General features: G+C 61.9%; 13 protein-coding genes and 1 pseudogene. 6 read left to right on the plus strand and 8 right to left on the minus strand.

Features of this window, described 5'->3' with window-relative positions:
* Positions 1-94: 94 nt before the first annotated feature.
* On the plus strand, positions 95-1,546 hold the full coding sequence (locus F7R19_RS18480) for an aminotransferase-like domain-containing protein (protein ID WP_150981562.1): 1,452 nt from the start codon (positions 95-97) through the stop codon (positions 1,544-1,546).
* Here the strand turns inward: F7R19_RS18480 and F7R19_RS18485 are convergent.
* Positions 1,515-2,504, minus strand: coding sequence for an EAL domain-containing protein (locus F7R19_RS18485; protein WP_223506025.1), 990 nt, complete (start codon positions 2,502-2,504; stop codon positions 1,515-1,517). The two genes, F7R19_RS18480 and F7R19_RS18485, sit on opposite strands and share 32 nt — an antisense overlap.
* 297 nt (positions 2,505-2,801) lie before the next feature.
* On the minus strand, positions 2,802-4,208 hold the full coding sequence (locus F7R19_RS18490; RefSeq protein WP_223506027.1) for an FAD-binding oxidoreductase: 1,407 nt from the start codon (positions 4,206-4,208) through the stop codon (positions 2,802-2,804).
* 134 nt (positions 4,209-4,342) lie between these two features.
* On the opposite strand from F7R19_RS18490, the gene F7R19_RS18495 reads away from it, so the two are divergent.
* On the plus strand, positions 4,343-5,287 hold the full coding sequence (locus F7R19_RS18495) for a LysR substrate-binding domain-containing protein (protein WP_061957380.1): 945 nt from the start codon (positions 4,343-4,345) through the stop codon (positions 5,285-5,287).
* 73 nt (positions 5,288-5,360) lie between these two features.
* Here F7R19_RS18495 and F7R19_RS18500 read toward each other — a convergent pair whose 3' ends face one another.
* Positions 5,361-6,470 carry a helix-turn-helix transcriptional regulator gene (locus F7R19_RS18500; RefSeq protein WP_150981563.1) on the minus strand — a complete coding sequence of 370 codons (1,110 nt, stop codon included), beginning with the start codon at positions 6,468-6,470 and terminating at the stop codon, positions 5,361-5,363.
* Positions 6,471-6,709: 239 nt separating this feature from the next.
* Between F7R19_RS18500 and F7R19_RS18505 the strand changes: the two genes are divergently transcribed.
* A complete protein-coding gene (locus F7R19_RS18505; protein WP_061957382.1) occupies positions 6,710-8,317 on the plus strand; it encodes a hypothetical protein in 1,608 nt (535 codons plus the stop codon).
* Positions 8,318-8,555: 238 nt separating this feature from the next.
* On the opposite strand, the gene F7R19_RS18510 is transcribed toward F7R19_RS18505, so the two are convergent.
* Complete coding sequence (locus F7R19_RS18510; protein WP_150981564.1) at positions 8,556-9,458, minus strand: LysR family transcriptional regulator; 903 nt, start codon at positions 9,456-9,458, stop codon at positions 8,556-8,558.
* Between the two features lie 174 nt (positions 9,459-9,632).
* On the opposite strand from F7R19_RS18510, the gene F7R19_RS18515 reads away from it, so the two are divergent.
* Together F7R19_RS18515 and F7R19_RS18520 are read left to right on the plus strand one after the other, a co-directional pair.
* Positions 9,633-10,085, plus strand: coding sequence for a DoxX family protein (locus F7R19_RS18515; RefSeq protein ID WP_249043164.1), 453 nt, complete (start codon positions 9,633-9,635; stop codon positions 10,083-10,085).
* Positions 10,082-10,306: a hypothetical protein gene (locus tag F7R19_RS18520; RefSeq protein ID WP_223506029.1), complete on the plus strand. Its 225-nt coding sequence runs from the start codon at positions 10,082-10,084 to the stop codon at positions 10,304-10,306. The genes F7R19_RS18515 and F7R19_RS18520 overlap by 4 nt, the downstream gene beginning before the upstream one ends.
* 33 nt (positions 10,307-10,339) lie before the next feature.
* Here F7R19_RS18520 and F7R19_RS18525 read toward each other — a convergent pair whose 3' ends face one another.
* Entirely contained in the window at positions 10,340-11,227 is an 888-nt protein-coding gene (locus F7R19_RS18525) for a LysR substrate-binding domain-containing protein (protein ID WP_061957386.1), read from the minus strand.
* A gap of 110 nt (positions 11,228-11,337) precedes the next feature.
* Here F7R19_RS18525 and phnA point away from each other — a divergent pair, with 110 nt between their 5' ends.
* Positions 11,338-12,558: a phosphonoacetate hydrolase gene (gene phnA, locus F7R19_RS18530; RefSeq protein ID WP_150981565.1), complete on the plus strand. Its 1,221-nt coding sequence runs from the start codon at positions 11,338-11,340 to the stop codon at positions 12,556-12,558.
* Position 12,559: 1 nt separating this feature from the next.
* Here the strand turns inward: phnA and F7R19_RS18535 are convergent.
* From F7R19_RS18535 to F7R19_RS18545, 3 genes and pseudogenes are all read right to left on the minus strand, one after another.
* A pseudogene (locus F7R19_RS18535) lies at positions 12,560-12,830 on the minus strand (AMP-binding enzyme); the annotation flags it as partial.
* Between the two features lie 247 nt (positions 12,831-13,077).
* Positions 13,078-14,523, minus strand: a complete 1,446-nt coding sequence (gene phnY / locus F7R19_RS18540; protein WP_150981566.1) for a phosphonoacetaldehyde dehydrogenase — start codon at positions 14,521-14,523, stop codon at positions 13,078-13,080.
* Positions 14,524-14,627: 104 nt separating this feature from the next.
* A complete protein-coding gene (locus F7R19_RS18545) occupies positions 14,628-15,914 on the minus strand; it encodes an MFS transporter (RefSeq protein ID WP_061957388.1) in 1,287 nt (428 codons plus the stop codon).
* Positions 15,915-15,966 lie beyond the last annotated feature (52 nt).

Consider the following 15,966-nt stretch of genomic DNA (forward strand, 5'->3'; position numbering starts at 1 on the left):
CGTATCAGATGGGAAAGCGGCTATCTTCTAAATGTGGACGGGTGAGCGGCGCCGCTGATCCGATAGCAAGGGCGTGACCTGCGAGGAGTACGCGATGAAACGGTACGAGCGGTTAGCCGACCAGCTCACCGAGCTCATCAAGCGCGGTGATCTGGCGCCAGGCGCGCGCATTCCTTCGGTTCGCACGGCGTGCAAGGCGTGGGGCGTGAGCCCTGCGACGGTATTTCGCGCTTACTACCTGCTCGAAAACAGGGGCGTGATCAGGGCGCGCCCACGTTCGGGCTATTTCGTGTCTCCGGGCCCTTTAGAAGTACCGCAAGCGAGTCCCGCTGCCCCGCCCCGCGTCGACCCGAAGAACGTCAATGTCAGCGACCTTGTCTTTGAGGTACTCAAGACGGTCAGGCAACCCGAGACGGTGCCCCTTGGCTCAGCGTTCCTAAGCCCCGCGCTGCTGCCGATAGCGCGCATCGGAAAGTCGTGTGCGACGGTCAATCGTACGGCGTGCGTGGCCAGCATGGTGGACGGCCTGCCTCCGGGATATGAAGGATTGCGCCGGCAGATTTCACTGCGTTACCTGATGGCGGGAATGACAATCCCCGTCGACGAGATCGTCATCACGAGCGGTGCACTCGAAGCCATGACGCTCAGCGCGCAGTTGCTGACCGCTCCCGGTGATGTGATCGTGATCGAAAAGCCGACGTTCTATGCAGCGCTGCAGGCTATCGAGCGTCTACGGCTGAATGTCGTGGAGATTTCTGTCGACCCGGTGAAGGGTCATGATCTGGATGCGCTGGCGCGTGCGCTACAGCAATATGAGGTGCGCGCCTGCTGGTTCATGACCTCGTTCCACAATCCGACCGGGGCAACGCTGAGCGATTCGGGCAAGCAGGCGTTAGTCGATTTGCTCGCCAAACATGACGTGCCGCTCATCGAGGACGACGTTTACAGTGAGCTGCATTTTGGTCCGCATCCGGTGCGCCCTGCGAAATTCTTCGATCGGAACGGCCTTGTCATCCATTGTGGTTCGTTCTCGAAGTGTCTGGCGCCTGGATATCGTATCGGCTGGGCGGCAGCGGGAAGGTTCGCGGACAGGCTGGAGCGCGCGAAATGGATGACCACGTTATCGGCCAGCATGCCCGCGCAGCGCGCCATTGCTGACTATCTTGAGCATGGCGGCTATGAACGTTTCCTGCACAAGCTACGTCGTGAACTGGCGCAACAGCAATCGCAGATGCTGGACGCAATCAGCCGATACTTCCCGGCCGATACGATGGCGACCAAGTCCAGCGGCGGCTATTTCACGTGGGTGACGCTTCCGGATTACGTAGACGCGATTCAGTTCTTCCTGGCTGCGCTCGGCAGTGGCATCAGTATTGCACCCGGGCCCATCTTCTCTGCGGACGGCGGCTTTCGCAACCATGTGCGTGTGAATTATGGATATCCGTGGTCGGCGCGGCTTGATAAAGCAGTCGCGACACTGGGCGCCCTATGCGCGGACGAAACACGTTGCAGCACTAAACTGTCCGGTCCTGCTCGTCCACATTGATCGGCGCCGTTGCCCACGCGGACGCCCGGATCTGATCGAACGTCATCGGCTTCCCATACCAGTATCCCTGCGCGAGGTCGATTCCGGAGCGCTGTACCACATCGTCTTCCGCAGCAGACTCGACGCCCTCCGCAACCACTTTCGCTCCCAGTGCATGCGCCAATGCGGCTACCGCTTTCAAGAATTGGATTCGCGCTTCGCCGCGTATCGCCAGAAATCGTCGATCCACCTTGACGTAATCGAATCGAAAGTCCGCGAGTAAGTCGAAATTGCTGAAGCCCGTGCCGAAATCGTCGAGCGACAGTCGTACGCCGTGTTGGCTTATGCGGCTGAGCGCCGCGACCACCCGCGGTGTGCGCTCCACGCAGGCGCGCTCGGTGAGTTCCAGCACAAGGCGTTCCAGCACCGGACCGGCGGCCTCGCAGATATTCTCAACAAAGCGGTCTTCCCTCAAATGCCGCGCGCAGATATTGACCGATATATGCCAGTGCTGAGGAAGCGGCAGATGGGTCAGTGCACTCTTCACTTCGCGCAGCACGAAACAGCTCAACGCACCGATCAGGCGGGTGCCTTCGAGCTCTGCGATGAATTCCGCCGTGCCCCCGGCTCCGAACTTTGGATGATTCCACCGGAGCAGGGCTTCCATGCCGACGCAATGCTGCGTGCGCATGTCGACGATGGGCTGGTAGACGACGTGGAACTCCCCGCGGCGAAGACCGATGCACGCCGCTCGATGCAATCTTGCTTTGGGGCGAAGAGCGTAACCCGCGTACACAGCTGCGCAGCAGGCCGATACCGCGATCACCAGCACGATGGCATCGCGAGATCGGATCAGGCTGGCCGCGAGCAAACCAGCCATGCACGCCGTAAGGGCGACGGTCTCCGCGATGTCAAGATGCTCGCCGCAAACGGGTTGCAGCCGACGTATTCGTGCCATGCAGCGTTGCAGAAATCGCATGAGGTCGTTTTCAAACGGGGATCTGAGTGGCGAACTATGGCCTGACTCGCGTTCTAAAACGAGTAGCAGTTACGTGGCAAAACATGCGTATCAGCTCCGCGGCCACCAGCAGTAGATCGGCTCGGAAACTCGCGGCGCTCGACAAAGCACCCGGAAAACGATCGCCCTCGATGGCATGACAGCGGAGCACACACCGCCCAGCGAATGCAGTGTCAATTTCCGAAGGACAAGCGCGACGGCTTGAGCGGCGCCGCGCCCGGGTTGTAGGGTTCTCTCCCTGGTGAGGCAGAGACTGCTTCAAGCTACCGGGCCCGGCCGAATATTCTGGTTCAGACGGAAGACATTGTCTGGGTCGTATTTGTTCTTGATTTCGACGAGCCGTTGATAGTTTTCGCCATAGGCGGCCCGTACCCTGTCCTCTCCCTCCTCGCCCAGATTGTTCGCATAGACGCCACCCGTCGAAAACGGCCGGATCGCGTCCCAGGTTTCACGCGCCCACCGTACATGCGCGTCATCGTCTTCCGGGTCGTCCCAGATCGAGATCGGGAAGCAGTCGTAGAGCGCATCGCGATTGACGTAGGCTGTCTCAGTCCTCGCCACCCGAGCGATCGCACCGCCGACCTGCTGCAAAACCAGCAGTGACATGCCGCCGCCAGGTGCGTTTGCGTAGGCGTCTAGCAGCGCATCGATGGCTGGATCCGTGAGCTCGCGCAGAAACTGTGCCTTCCAGTAGTAGCGGCGCCCGCGGGGAAAGATGGCATCGCCGGCGCTCTGGATCTGCAGGTAAGGGACCGCCTCAAACCGGCATTCGGCCGGGGTTCCATAGTCCCTGAGCGGCGCGAGCACGTGTTCGCCTTCGGGAATCGGTCCGACATAGCAGGCCGAGAGGCTCAAAAAACGTTCGCCGGATGGCGTGGTCACCAGGGCTGCGTCGACGCTGAGTTCGTCCGGCGCCTGGCTCGCAAACGCGTGGTGGAAGCGCAGGGCATCTCGTGCCTCGTCGTACCGATGCAGCACGGATCCCGTCAGAAGCTTTGGCCCGACAGGATGAAGCCGGTACTCGAATGCCGTCACGATGCCGAAGTTTCCGCCGCCGCCGCGAAGGCCCCATAACAGGTCCGCGTTCTCGGTGGCACTGGCCCTGAGCATGCGGCCATCGGCCAGCACGATCTCGGCCGCGATCAGGTTGTCGCAGGCGAGCCCATGCTTGCGGCCCAGCTTGCCGAAGCCGCCGCCAAGCGTCAGCCCGGCGATGCCCGTATCGCTGTTGACGCCCATCGTCGTCGCCAGCCCGTGCGATTGGGTCGCACTGTCGAATTCGCCCAGCGTCAGGCCTGCACCCGCACGCGCAATGCGGCGTACCGGATCGATTTCGATCCGTTTCAGGCGCGCCAGATCGATCACGATGCCGTCGTCGCAGACGGACAGGCCGGCTACGTTATGGCCTCCGCTGCGCACGGCCATCTGATAGCCGGCTGACCGGGCAAACGTCACGGCGCGGCTGACATCCGCGGCGTCGGCGCAGTACACGATCATCGCCGGTCGCTTGTCGATTGCGCCGTTCCAGACCTGGCGTGCCTTGTCGTAGCCGTCCTCTCCGCGCAGGACCGCTTCGCCGGTCAAACTCTGGCGAAATCGCTCCATGCTCGAGCCGGCTTGCTCCGGCCCGCTGTTGGCACGCCGAGGGATGAGATGCGTATCCATGCTGCCCCCTTTCCATATCCCGCACGGCGACGTCTGCACCGCGGCTTCCGCCTACATGCTTGATGCTGGCAGCAAACGAAGCAAGCTCTAAGAACTCATCTGGCAGATGAGCTCTGCTCACCTACACTCAGTTCATGCGCAAACTGCCACCCCTACGTTCGCTACACGCTTTCGAGGCCGCGGCCCGGCACCGGAGCTTCAAGGCTGCAGCGGCAGAACTCGGTGTGACGCCGACTGCCATCAGCCATCAGATCCGGTTGCTGGAGGAAACGTGCGGCCAGCAGCTGTTCCAGCGGCGCCCCCGCCCACTGGCCCTGACTGGTGCAGGCGCGCAGCTATTTCCGGCGCTGCGCAATGGCTTCGATGCACTGGCGAGTGCCGTGGCATCGATTGCGGCGACCGACCATCAACCGCCGCTGCGGGTGACAAGCTCGAACGCGTTCGCCAGCCGATGGCTGGTGCCCCGACTCCCCGAGTGGCGTGCATTGCACCCGGGGATTGCGCTGGAAATCATCGGCACCGATGCCGTCCTGGACCTGCGGGCGGGGCAGTGCGATATCGCGATCCGCTACGCGCGAACTTCGCCGCCCGATCATGTCGTGCAGGAGATTTGCCGGGACACCTTTTTTCCCATCTGCCGGCCGGAAGTGCTTGCCACGAATGGCGGGCCCGTTCAACACGCCGCGGATCTGCTGCGCTTTCCGCTGATCCATTTCGACTGGATGAACCGGGATCCGGATGCCCCCACGTGGCACAAATGGCTCGCTACCGCGGGCATGATCGATCCGATGTTGATGAACCTCTCCGTGAAATGCGGCCTGAGCTTTCGCGAGGAACTGCATGCCATTGACGCAGTGATTGCCGGGCAGGGCATCGCAATATGCAGCGATGTGGTGGTCGGCAATGAATTGCGCATGGGCACGCTGGTCAAGGCGCATCCACTATCCCTGCCAGGCTATGGCTTCTACCTGGTGGCCACCGCGCATCATCCAAGGCAGGCGGCCATTGACGCCTTCGCGGGCTGGATCCGGTCGACGGCGTTGAAGACCGAGTTGCTGTCCGAAGGAACTGCCCCCTGACCGGCAAGTCCCCCGCCCATGGGTTTTGGCAAATTCCGGCATCGAGCCGACAGGCGCCAGGGATTCGCGAAGTTCAGGGGAGTTGCGGTGGAAGATGGAGCATGGCACCGACAGCTTCTGCTTGCGAACGCGAGCAGGTTTTCTCGAAGATTGCGCGTAACTGGGTCCGAACAGTCGCGACGGATACGCCGGCAGCAATCGCATACTCGTCGGGCGTCTTGCCGCCGATTAACGCTTCGCCGACAGCCGCCTCTGCCGCGGTCAGCCCGAATGCCTGCTGCAACTGCCTGGCGCGAACCATTGGCACAGTACCCCTGCGCCTGACCGTCACGAGAATTTTTGCATGACCCAGCGCCATGCGCGTAGCAGGCCCCGACAGGCGGCTGATGCCCAGAAAAACTTCCGGCGGCAGGCCCGGTGCCGGACGCAGCGCTACGTTTTCCCCCTGGCGCGATCTGACGGTATGGGTCAACGCCGCCTGCAACCTCACGTTCTCGGCTGCGACGGTTGCCGACAGTTTCCCATGACTGAGTTTTAAAGAGGTTGTAGCGCGTAACAATGCTTCCGCCGATTTGTTGGCGAATACAAGTTTTAAATCGTCATCGAGGGCCAGCACTGCAACGCCCAACTGGGCCATCAGTTCCGACCCGACTGCTGCATCACGATGCAGCACGCTGGCGTCCTGCCAGAGGTTGATTGCGCGCTGCAGGTGGATAGCCATACTGCGGATACCGTGGCGCTCATTGTCTGTATAGGCCGGTCGATCGTTCGTCCGCAACAAGCCAAGCAGGATGTCATCCGAGCCGGGCCGCGCCAGGCGCGCACCGGCCAAATAGCGGAAGCCTGTCGGAATATGGAAGTCCTGGTAAAACTCGCTTCGCGCGACATCCGCTTCGCTAAGGTAATCCTGGCAAAACTGGAATTGGCCGATAGCGGATTTTGCGACCACGTCGCGTCGTGGATCCAGCGCGCCATAGTACTGGTCATAAAGCGCCACGACTGAATCCCACTCTCGGTTCGACGTGTAGGCGGACAGATGGGGAGCGTTGCGTTCCGAGTCCCAACTGAACATGTGGAATCCGCTTGCCCCCAGCGCTTCGACAACTGTTTGAAACACTTCAAGAAAACCGTCGTGCTGTAGCGCAGCCTCATAGAGGTCGCCGATAAGATCGTCTCGTAGCATGCTTTCCTCCCCAGGGAATCCGGTTTCCTTCTGACCGACGCATACGCCGGCAAGCCTCTAGCGGGCTGGTGTCAGCTTCCCACAACGACGTACCAAATCGTGCCCTTCGAAACGGGGGATTGACGGCGTTTCATTCAAATGAACGATGCGCGCGAAGATTGCCTTTCAGAGAATCGCAGCGCGAAGACATCGATATACGTCTCTCGCTTTCTGAATAAACGACAGGGGGAATTCGGTCTATGAAAACAAGAATTATTCTCGCGGCTATCGCCGCAGCGGCACTGAGTGCCTGTGGTGGTGGCGGTTCCGATTCGGCCACACCCGCGGCATCGACGACGCCTACGACGAAGGTTTCCGGTACGGCCGCCGTAGGCGCGGCACTGGCGAATGCCACAGTGCAGGCCAAATGCGCCTCCGGCAGCGGAACGGCGACTACCGCCGCCGACGGCACGTTCGTCATCAGCATCCCGGACGCCAAGCGTCCGTGCGTGCTGAGTGTCACTACGGCAGACGGCATTGCGCTGCATTCGGTGGTGGAGGCCGGGACGAGCATGAACGCCGTCGCCAATATCACGCCGTTGACCGAGCTGATCACGGCATCGCTGGCCGGCGGCAACACGAAGGACTTTTTCGACAGCTTCGACGCCAGCGCGCAATCGAAACTGAACGCCGAAGGCCTTAGCGGCGCCATTGACGCAGTCAAGCTGATCTTGAGCGGCACGGTTGACCTGGCCGGCATGGATCCGCTCAAAGATACGCTCGTGGCCGCCCATGGCGGTACGCCGGGCAACGCGCTGGATCAGCGTTTGGATACGTTGGGCGCTGCGCTTGCGACGTCGAAGACCTCCATCGCGGATCTGTCGGATGCAGTGGCCAGCAACAAGGGTTCGACGGACGGCATCAAGACGCTGTTGAATCCCGCGTCTGCCACGTGCGCGGCCTACCGCAGTGGTAAATACCACAAGCTGGATCTGACCGCGAATACGATCCAGCGATTCACCGTCGATGCGGTGGCGCTGACGCGCACCAATGACGCCACCAGCGCCTCGGAGGCGTACCAGGCGAATGCCACGGAAGCCTGCCGCTTCGGCAATAACGACGCCAGGCTGCTGGTTTCCAAATCGGGAATCGGGGTGGAGCGCCGTGCCGGGGCGGCGAGCCTTCTGATTCCGGAGCAGACCATTCCGCTGTCCGAACTGGCGGGCGATTGGGTGGCAATGAGCTTCGAGCGCGCGACCAATCCGGGCAACTACGGCTCGGGCCTGATCCAGTTCAATGTGGATGGCACAGGCAAGTTCACCAAAGCTGCCGATTGCGGAATGAGCGGCTGTGGCCAACCCTGGCCGGCGAGTGACCTGCCAACGTTCTCGGTCAACGCCAACGGTGGCTTTGACCTGATCGACTCCAGCGGTACGGCGCGCGCCTTCGGCTTCAAGGGTGTGGACGGGCAATTGGCCATCGTCATCGTGCATGCGAACGGGTTCATGGTCGCAAGGCACCCGGTGGCACGCGCATTGCCGGTAGTGGGATTCACCAACGCCTACTGGGACGCAGTCTTGAATCCCGCGGGCGTCACGGACATCACCACGTTCTCCAACACTGTGATTACCGTCGACGCAACGACCCATACCTATACGCGCCAGCGCAATGATGGGCGCCTCGACACATGGCAAGACAACGTGCCGTCTATCGGCCTTCGTTATCGTCCGGTTGTCGCGCCGGTCAATGGCATTCCAGGCGCCGCGGAAACCATCGGCATGAGCCTGTCCAACACGGGTCTAACCGTCGCGATCAATGCCAGCCCGAGCAACCCCGCCTTCTATTCGATCTCGATCGACAGGCCGTAACCCAACCTAACCCAATCTGGGAAAGCGCTTCAGGCCCTGCGCAACTTCGGTTGCGTGGGGTTTTTTTAACTCATAAGTAACTTGCTTGTTGGGATTAGCGATCGATGGGAGCGTTGGCAGGCCGACAGGAGTGTTTTGGCGGCGTTCGTCGGCGTCGGCTTTGACAATTGATTGATTGCGGTCTTCGATCCAAAGCCGATAGTCGATTGCCGATAGTCGATATCTCTTTCCGCTCGCCTCACAGCGTTTCCAGAAGAAAGTCGATAAAGGCGCGGACTTTCGCTGGCATATATCTATGGCTTGGATAGACAGCGAACACCGGCTGCACGGGCGGCGCATGTTTGCGCAGCAATTCAACCAATCGCCCGCTAGCCAAATCCTCTCGCACCGTGACTTCGAGTAGCTGCGCGATGCCGGCACCATGGGTGACGGCGGCTAGCGCACCGAGAGGGTGATCGAAAGCCAGGGCAGGGCGAAGCGCCACTTCGGAAACGTTCCCGTCGTCCGACCGGAATTCCCACGGCAGGCATCTCCCGGTGTCTGGCATCAGCATGCCAATGCACTGATGGCGCATCAGATCCCCTGGTTCTCGCGGACGGCCGTGCTGGCGCAGGTATTCCGGTGTGGCCACGACCACGCGCCGAACGTTTTCCAACGGGCGCGCCACCAGGCGGGAATCGGCTACGTTGCCGATACGCACGGCCATGTCGAAGTCTTGTCGCACAAAATCGACGGCCGCATTGCTCAGCGATACCTCCATGCTGACATGCTCGGCAAAGCGCGCCATGTATTGCGGAATTAACGGGATCAAACGCTTGATGCCGTAGCTGTATGGCAGGCTCACACGCAATATGCCTCTGGGGACTTGCGCGTGGGTGAGCGCCGTTTCAGTTTCGTTGATACGGTCGAGCGCCTGTTGGCAGGAATCGTAGTAGAGCTGCCCCTCGTCGGTCAGGCGGACGGCCCGCGTCGTGCGTGCGAAGAGCCTGAGTCCAAGCCTGGCTTCCAGCCGTTGGACAGACTTGCTGACCGCAGAAGGCGTCGTGCCGAGGTGGATGGCAGCGGCCGTGAAACTCTGCATTCGCGCCGCGACGCAGAACATTTCCACCGCATCCAGCCGGCTGCCGGTCGATCCCTTCATGTGTATATCCCTTGGTTGGCACCCTTGCTGAAAGAGGGCGATGCGGCGTCGTGATTTTTGCCTGAACGGCACAGATATTATTCCTATTGGCGATTTCAGGGCGCAAGTGGAAAGGTTACTCTCGGGCTCATCAAATTTTGTGACGAGAAACGGAAATATTCCATGGACCTGAATTTGAAGACCCTGACGCGACTCGATCGCGCCGGAGGATGTCCAGCCGGCCTGCGGATCGGGCAAGCGATGATCGGCGCGCTATTCCTGATATCCGGAGCCCTCAAGGCCATCGGCTTTGCAGCCCTGGCAGCCCGGTTGAGCCAAATGGGGCTGCCTTTGGCACCGCTGCTGACGACCCTGGTGATCATCGTGGAGGCCGGGTGCGGCGCGGCATTGTTCCTGGCGTGGCAAACGCGGTTGGCCGCCGCCACGCTGGCCGCGTTTGTCGTGCCGGCAACGTTCCTCTTCCACGCGTTCTGGGCTGCCGATGCCGCGAGCTACGGCAACCAGCTCAACCACTTTCTCAAGAACGTGGGCCTGTTCGGCGCATTGCTCGCCATTGCCTGCACGCGGCCTTCCGCCGACCGATCGGCGTGCACCGCGCAAGTTTCACAACCAGAAGGATCTCGATGATGAATGCTCAAACACGCGGCATGGCACTTGGCCTGCTGATTGCAGTCTCCACCGTCACGCTGCCCGCGCTTGCGGCGACCGATAAAAAGCGTGACGCGTTCTCCGATGGCGCAAGAATTGGCACCCGGGACGTCTTCACCGATGGCGCCATCCGTCGTCCGGACGTCTTTACCGACGGCACACGCTACGGCGTGGGAGACCTGTTATCCAAGTGCGCATGATGGATCAATCGAAGACGATGGCCATCACGCCGGTCACGCTTGCTGCCCCTGCTCCGACAGCCATGTGAGGAAATCGCGCAGATAGGCAGGCTTGTCGGCATCGCGCGGCAGCAGCCTGAAGTACGTGCTGCCCGGGGCGACGATGTCCGGAAAGGGCAGCGCGATTCTGCCGTCGACTCGATCGACATTCAGCGTCGGGAATGCGCCGATGGCGCATCCAAGACGGTCCACCACCGCCTGCAGCGTGACGAAGAAATGGTCGAAGCGTAGCGTACGCAGCGGGCGAACCGACGCGATGCCGGCATGCTGCAGCCAGTGTTCCCAATCGCCGGGACGGGTCTCGGTGTACAGCCACACCGCCTCGGCCAGATCTTGCACATCGCGCATCGCGCTGTCCTGCCACAGGGCGGGATTGGCGATCACCGTCTGCACCTCGCTGAAGATCGGCTCCACCTCGAACTGGCTTTTCAGGTCGGCGGATCGCCGGATGGCCACGTCGAACGTGCTGTGGAAATTCGATTCGTTGCTGAATGCCGTAGACACGCGCACCTCGACGTCGGGATGCCGCGCGTGGAAGTCGGCCAGCCGCGGAATCAGCCATCGCATCGCGAATGTCGCGGGCGCATTCACCCGGATGATCTTCTGCGCGGCAATCTTGCCGTAGCGCTCCGAAGCCGCGCCGATATGATCGAACGCCGCGCTGATTTCGCGCGCGAACGCTTCCGCGTGAATCGTCGCCACCATGCGTTGGCCCTGGCGGACAAACATCGGCTGGCCCAACCAATTTTCAAGGATCTCGATCTGGCGGCTGACCGCGCCGTGCGTAAGATGCAGTTCCCTGGCCGCTGCTGAATAGCTTCCTGCCCGCACGGCCACCTCGAAAATGCGCAGCGCATTGAGTGGCGGTAGCTTATGTGGCATATCGTCCTTACCTGTGAATTTTTCTGACAGAATAGGCGAGATATCGTCGATTGTGTCAAAAAATCTTCCAAATTAAGATCGTCTCACCCCCCATTTAGGATGAGACGAACATGAGAAAGGACATTCAGGTCAACGGGCATCGCTACCAGCTTCCGACAGCCCCGACAGTCATCGTGTGTATCGATGGCTGCGAGCAGGAATACATCAATCTCGCCGTGCAGGCTGGCGTGGCGCCTTTTTTCGAAAGCCTGGCCCAGCGCGGCACGGTGCTTAGCGGCGATTGCGTGGTGCCGTCGTTCACCAATCCCAACAACCTCTCCATCGTCACCGGTGTGCCGCCCGCCATCCATGGCATCTGCGGCAACTTCTTCTTCGATACCGAGACGAATGCCGAGGTGCTCATGAACAATGCGCGCTATTTGCGGGCCCCCACCGTGCTGGCTGAGGCTGCACGTGCGGGCGCGTCCGTGGCGGTGGTCACTGCCAAGGACAAGCTGCGCGCACTACTGGGCCACCGGCTGGAAGGCATCTGTTTCTCGGCGGAAAAGGCCAATGAGGCCACGCTCGCCGAGAATGGCATCGAAGATGTGCTGGCGAAGGTGGGCGAGCCCCTTCCGTCGGTCTATAGCGCCGACCTGTCGGAATTCGTGTTCGCCGCTGGTGTGTACCTCATGGAGACCACGCGGCCCGACCTGATGTACCTGTCCACCACGGACTACGTCCAGCACAAGTACGCGCCGGGCACTCCCGAAGCGAACGCCTTCTACGCGATGATGGACAGCTACCTGCAGCGGCTCGACGCAATGGGAGCCGTCATCGGCATCACCGCCGACCACGGGATGAATGCCAAGACCGATTCTGTCGGTAAGGCCAACATCCTGTTCCTCCAGGAGTGGCTCGACTCGCGCTTTGGCCATACCGCTGCGCGCGTACTGCTGCCTATCACCGATCCCTATGTGGCCCACCACGGCGCACTCGGCTCGTACGCGACCGTGTACGTTTCGCCCGATGCCGACGTGGCCGCCATCCAGCATGCCATCGCCGCCGTGCCCGGCATCGAGTTGGTCCTCGACAAGGCCCAGGCCGCCGAGCGGTTCGAGCTGCCGCCGGATCGCATCGGCGACCTCGTGGTGGTCAGCGAGCGCCTGACCGTCATCGGCACCACGCCTGCCCGGCATGACCTGAGCGGCCTCGATGCCCCGCTGCGCTCGCATGGTGGCTTGTCTGAGCAGAAGGTGCCGTTGCTGTTCAACCGTGCTGTGGCGGCGCCGACGGGCCAGCGTTTGCGAAACTTCGACATCCTGCGCTTGGCCCTGAACCACGTCAGTTGAGTCTGCCCACCCAGCCGCGCAGTTCGGCGGCAATCTTCATGCCTCTTCGCCGGTCGAACGCGAGCGCTTGAGCACCACGATCGCGCATATCGCTTCGCCGGCCGTGTCGTCGGGGCGTCCTACCACGGCGGCCTCGGCGACGCTGGGGTTCGACACCGGCGGCACGCGATCTCCATCGCGCCCATGCGGTGGTCCGACGCGTTCAGCACGTCGTCGATGCGATCCATGATCGTGAAGCGGCCGGTGTCCTTGTCACGGATCGACCCGTCGCCTTCTCCCAATCCACCTGCAGCGACTCTGCGAAAAAGCCACCGGGCACGACTGAGTACTGACGTGCGAAACGCCGCCGTCGTCGGCTTCGGAAAACAGGGACCGGCCTCTGGCCGGACTGATGTCGTGGAAATCACGGGAAAGACACGAAAGGGAAGACGCGGGATCAAGTGGCGCCAGAGGGAGAGTTGGCGCGCGGGGAAGTGCGCCGGCGGCGAGGCGATGGCCGCGCCGCGGGCTTGCGCAGGATTACCAGGGCAGCGAGTAGGATTTCGTGTTGCAGAAGCTCTTCATTGCTTCCAGCACACCCTCCTTGTAGCCCAACCCCGAATCCTTGATGCCACCGAACGGCGTCAGCTCCAGGCGATAACCGGGCACCTCGCGCACGTTGACGCTGCCCACCTTCAGTTCGCTGATAAAGCGCGTGATGTAGTCGAGCCGGTTGGTGCACACCGACGAGGACAGCCCATAGGCCGTACCGTTGGAAATGCGGATGGCGTCATCGATGTCCTTGAATCGAATTACCGGAGACACCGGCCCGAACGTCTCGTACTTCACCACTGTCATCTCCGGATCGACGTTGTCCAGCACCGTCGGCGAATACAGCGCGCCGCGCCGCAAATTGCCGTAGCGTAGCCGCGCGCCCGCCGCAATCGCCTCGTTGACCGCCTGTTCAAACTGGATGGCTGCGGCCTCGTCGATCACGGTCCCCATGTCGACATTCGGATCCATCGGATCCCCATAGCGGATCGCCTCGGTCTTGGCCACCAGCAGTTCGACAAATCTGTCGGCCACTGACTCCTGCACCAGCATGCGCTTGATCGCCGTGCAGCGTTGCCCCGAGTTCTTGTAGGAACCGCTCACGGCCAGCGTGGCGGCCTCCTCAAGATCGGCATCCTCCATCACGATGATGGGATCGTTGCCGCCCAGCTCCAGCACCTGTCGTTTATAGATGGCCTTGCTGGCAATGTATTTGCCGATGGACACGCCGCCGGTGAAGGTCACAAGGTCGACGTCGGGATGCGTCAGCATGTCGTCGGCGATCTCTCCTGGATCGCCGGTGATCACGGACAGCATCTGCGGCGGCAGCCCTGCTTCGTAGAGGATGTCAGCGAGCAGGAAAGCCGCGAGCGGCGTTTTCTCGCTTGGTTTGAGCACCATGCGGTTGTTGGTGGCTACTGCCGGCGCCACCTTGTGGATTACCTGGTTGAGCGGGTGATTGAACGGCGTAATCGCGGTGATGACGCCTAACAGAGGCTCGCGCAGCGTATAAACCTTGCGACGCTTGCCATGGTGCGTCAGATCGCATGAGAACACCTGGCCGTCGTCCACGAGCGCCTGGTTGGCGGCGAACAGCAGTACGTCGGACGCGCGGCCCACCTCGTACAGCGAATCCTTCCGGCACAGGCCGGATTCCATCGTGATCGTGCGCGAGATCTCGTCGAGACGCGAAGCGATGATCTCGCCGGCCCGCATCAGGATCTGATATCGCTCGTAGCGCGTCAGTGTTGGCCGGTAGTCGCGGGCGATGCGATAGGCGCGGCGCACGTCGTCGCGCGTGGCCTTGGATACCGTGGCGATGACTTCGCCGGTGTAGGGATAGGTCACCTCGATCACGTCGTCGCGGTAGACCTTTTCGCCGGCGATGCGCAGGGCTTCGTGGCGGAGCGTGGGAATGGGATGCAAAGCGTTCATGGTCGTCGTGCCCGACAGGCGGGACAAGCTCGTGGAAAAACCGGAAGGGATGCCGCGGGGGAGAGGCGCCGGGCAGGGCCGGCGCATGGCTTCTTGCGCTGTGATCAGCGACGGATGAAGGCGGCGATGACTGCGCTGATGACGCAGCTCGTGGCCACGATGGGGAACACCAGCGACGTGTTGCCAGAATGATCCAGCATGCGGCCGATCAGCGGCTCGCCGAGGCCCGCCAGCAAATAGGAGAAGAAATTCAGGATGCCCGTGGCCGTGCCGGCGCGCCGTGCGCCGACCAGGTCCGGACACAGCGCCCAGAACGACGACGCCGGTCCGTAGACGAAGAAGCCGGCCAGGAACAGCGCGCCGATCGCGGTCATGCCCATTGGCAACCGGTACATGATCATCGAGGCAATCGCGCCCAGCACCATGTAGAGCACGATGGCCTTGCTGCGGCTGGACCCGAAAAGTCGATCGGAAATCCAGCCGTTGGACAGCGCGCCAAAGGCCATGCCGACCGGCAGCGCCACCGAGATCCATGCGGGATTGATGAACGTGTCAGCCCGGCTCCAGTCCTTGCCCAGGAAGTGCACGGGCACCCAGACGATCAGGCCGTAGCGCGCCGCGTTCTGAAAACCGATCGAGAGGCCGGCGATCATCAGCCGCGGATTGCTGAGCACCGCCTTGTAGCGTGACCACGAGCTTTCCGATGCGTCGGTCTCTTCGGCGCCAGCGCGGCCGCATCCCGTGTCGGGCGAGCGGAAGCCAAGCTCCTCCGGACGTTCTCTCACGACCAGGAAGAAGGTGATGCCGCCCACCAACATCAACAGCACGGGCAGCCGGAAGATCCAGCGCCAGTCCAGGTGCAGGATGTTGATTACCAGGATCGAGGTGACGAACGACAGCACCGACGCGCAGCCTGCGGCGAAGACGTAGAAGCCGTAGACCTTGCCGCGCTCGCCCGCGTCCCACCAGTTGGACAGCAGGCGGCTGCCCGGTGCCCAGCCAAGGGCCTGGAAGTATCCATTGATACCCCAGGGAATCGCCAGACTCTTGAAGCCCACCGCAAAGCTGACGACCCAGTTGGCGGCGCACGACAGGATGGCGCCGGCCGTCATCACGCGACGGCCGCCGAACTTGTCGCCGAGATTGCCGTTGATGGCCTGCCCGGCCGCATAGCACCAGAGCAGGCACGTCGACGCCCATCCGAGGACTTCCTTGGACAGCCCGAATTCCTGCTGGATGCCGGGAATGGCGAACCCGAACGTCTGCCGTCCGGTGTAGAAAAACAGGTAGCAGAACATCGCGGCCAGCAGCATGCGCCACTGCGCGCGCCGGAAAGTCTGCTCCGCAGGGGCAACGAATGTGCCTACCGGCACGCGATCGGCGGTTTCCATGTTTGTCTCCTCACATCATGTTTGGCCCGGCGTGGTTCGCCGGTGCGCTGTT

Source organism: Cupriavidus pauculus (genome assembly GCF_008801835.1).
Taxonomy (GTDB): Bacteria; Pseudomonadota; Gammaproteobacteria; order Burkholderiales; family Burkholderiaceae; genus Cupriavidus; species Cupriavidus pauculus.

What these genes read in the sequence shown, in the direction of transcription:
- F7R19_RS18480 (WP_150981562.1), top strand. Translation starts at nt 95, where the DNA reads ATGAAACGGTACGAGCGGTTAGCCGACCAGCTCACCGAGCTCATCAAG.
- F7R19_RS18485 (WP_223506025.1), bottom strand. Translation starts at nt 2,504, where the DNA reads ATGCGATTTCTGCAACGCTGCATGGCACGAATACGTCGGCTGCAACCC.
- F7R19_RS18490 (WP_223506027.1), bottom strand. Translation starts at nt 4,208, where the DNA reads ATGGATACGCATCTCATCCCTCGGCGTGCCAACAGCGGGCCGGAGCAA.
- F7R19_RS18495 (WP_061957380.1), top strand. Translation starts at nt 4,343, where the DNA reads ATGCGCAAACTGCCACCCCTACGTTCGCTACACGCTTTCGAGGCCGCG.
- F7R19_RS18500 (WP_150981563.1), bottom strand. Translation starts at nt 6,470, where the DNA reads ATGCTACGAGACGATCTTATCGGCGACCTCTATGAGGCTGCGCTACAG.
- F7R19_RS18505 (WP_061957382.1), top strand. Translation starts at nt 6,710, where the DNA reads ATGAAAACAAGAATTATTCTCGCGGCTATCGCCGCAGCGGCACTGAGT.
- F7R19_RS18510 (WP_150981564.1), bottom strand. Translation starts at nt 9,458, where the DNA reads ATGAAGGGATCGACCGGCAGCCGGCTGGATGCGGTGGAAATGTTCTGC.
- F7R19_RS18520 (WP_223506029.1), top strand. Translation starts at nt 10,082, where the DNA reads ATGATGAATGCTCAAACACGCGGCATGGCACTTGGCCTGCTGATTGCA.
- F7R19_RS18525 (WP_061957386.1), bottom strand. Translation starts at nt 11,227, where the DNA reads ATGCCACATAAGCTACCGCCACTCAATGCGCTGCGCATTTTCGAGGTG.
- phnA (WP_150981565.1), top strand. Translation starts at nt 11,338, where the DNA reads ATGAGAAAGGACATTCAGGTCAACGGGCATCGCTACCAGCTTCCGACA.
- phnY (WP_150981566.1), bottom strand. Translation starts at nt 14,523, where the DNA reads ATGAACGCTTTGCATCCCATTCCCACGCTCCGCCACGAAGCCCTGCGC.
- F7R19_RS18545 (WP_061957388.1), bottom strand. Translation starts at nt 15,914, where the DNA reads ATGGAAACCGCCGATCGCGTGCCGGTAGGCACATTCGTTGCCCCTGCG.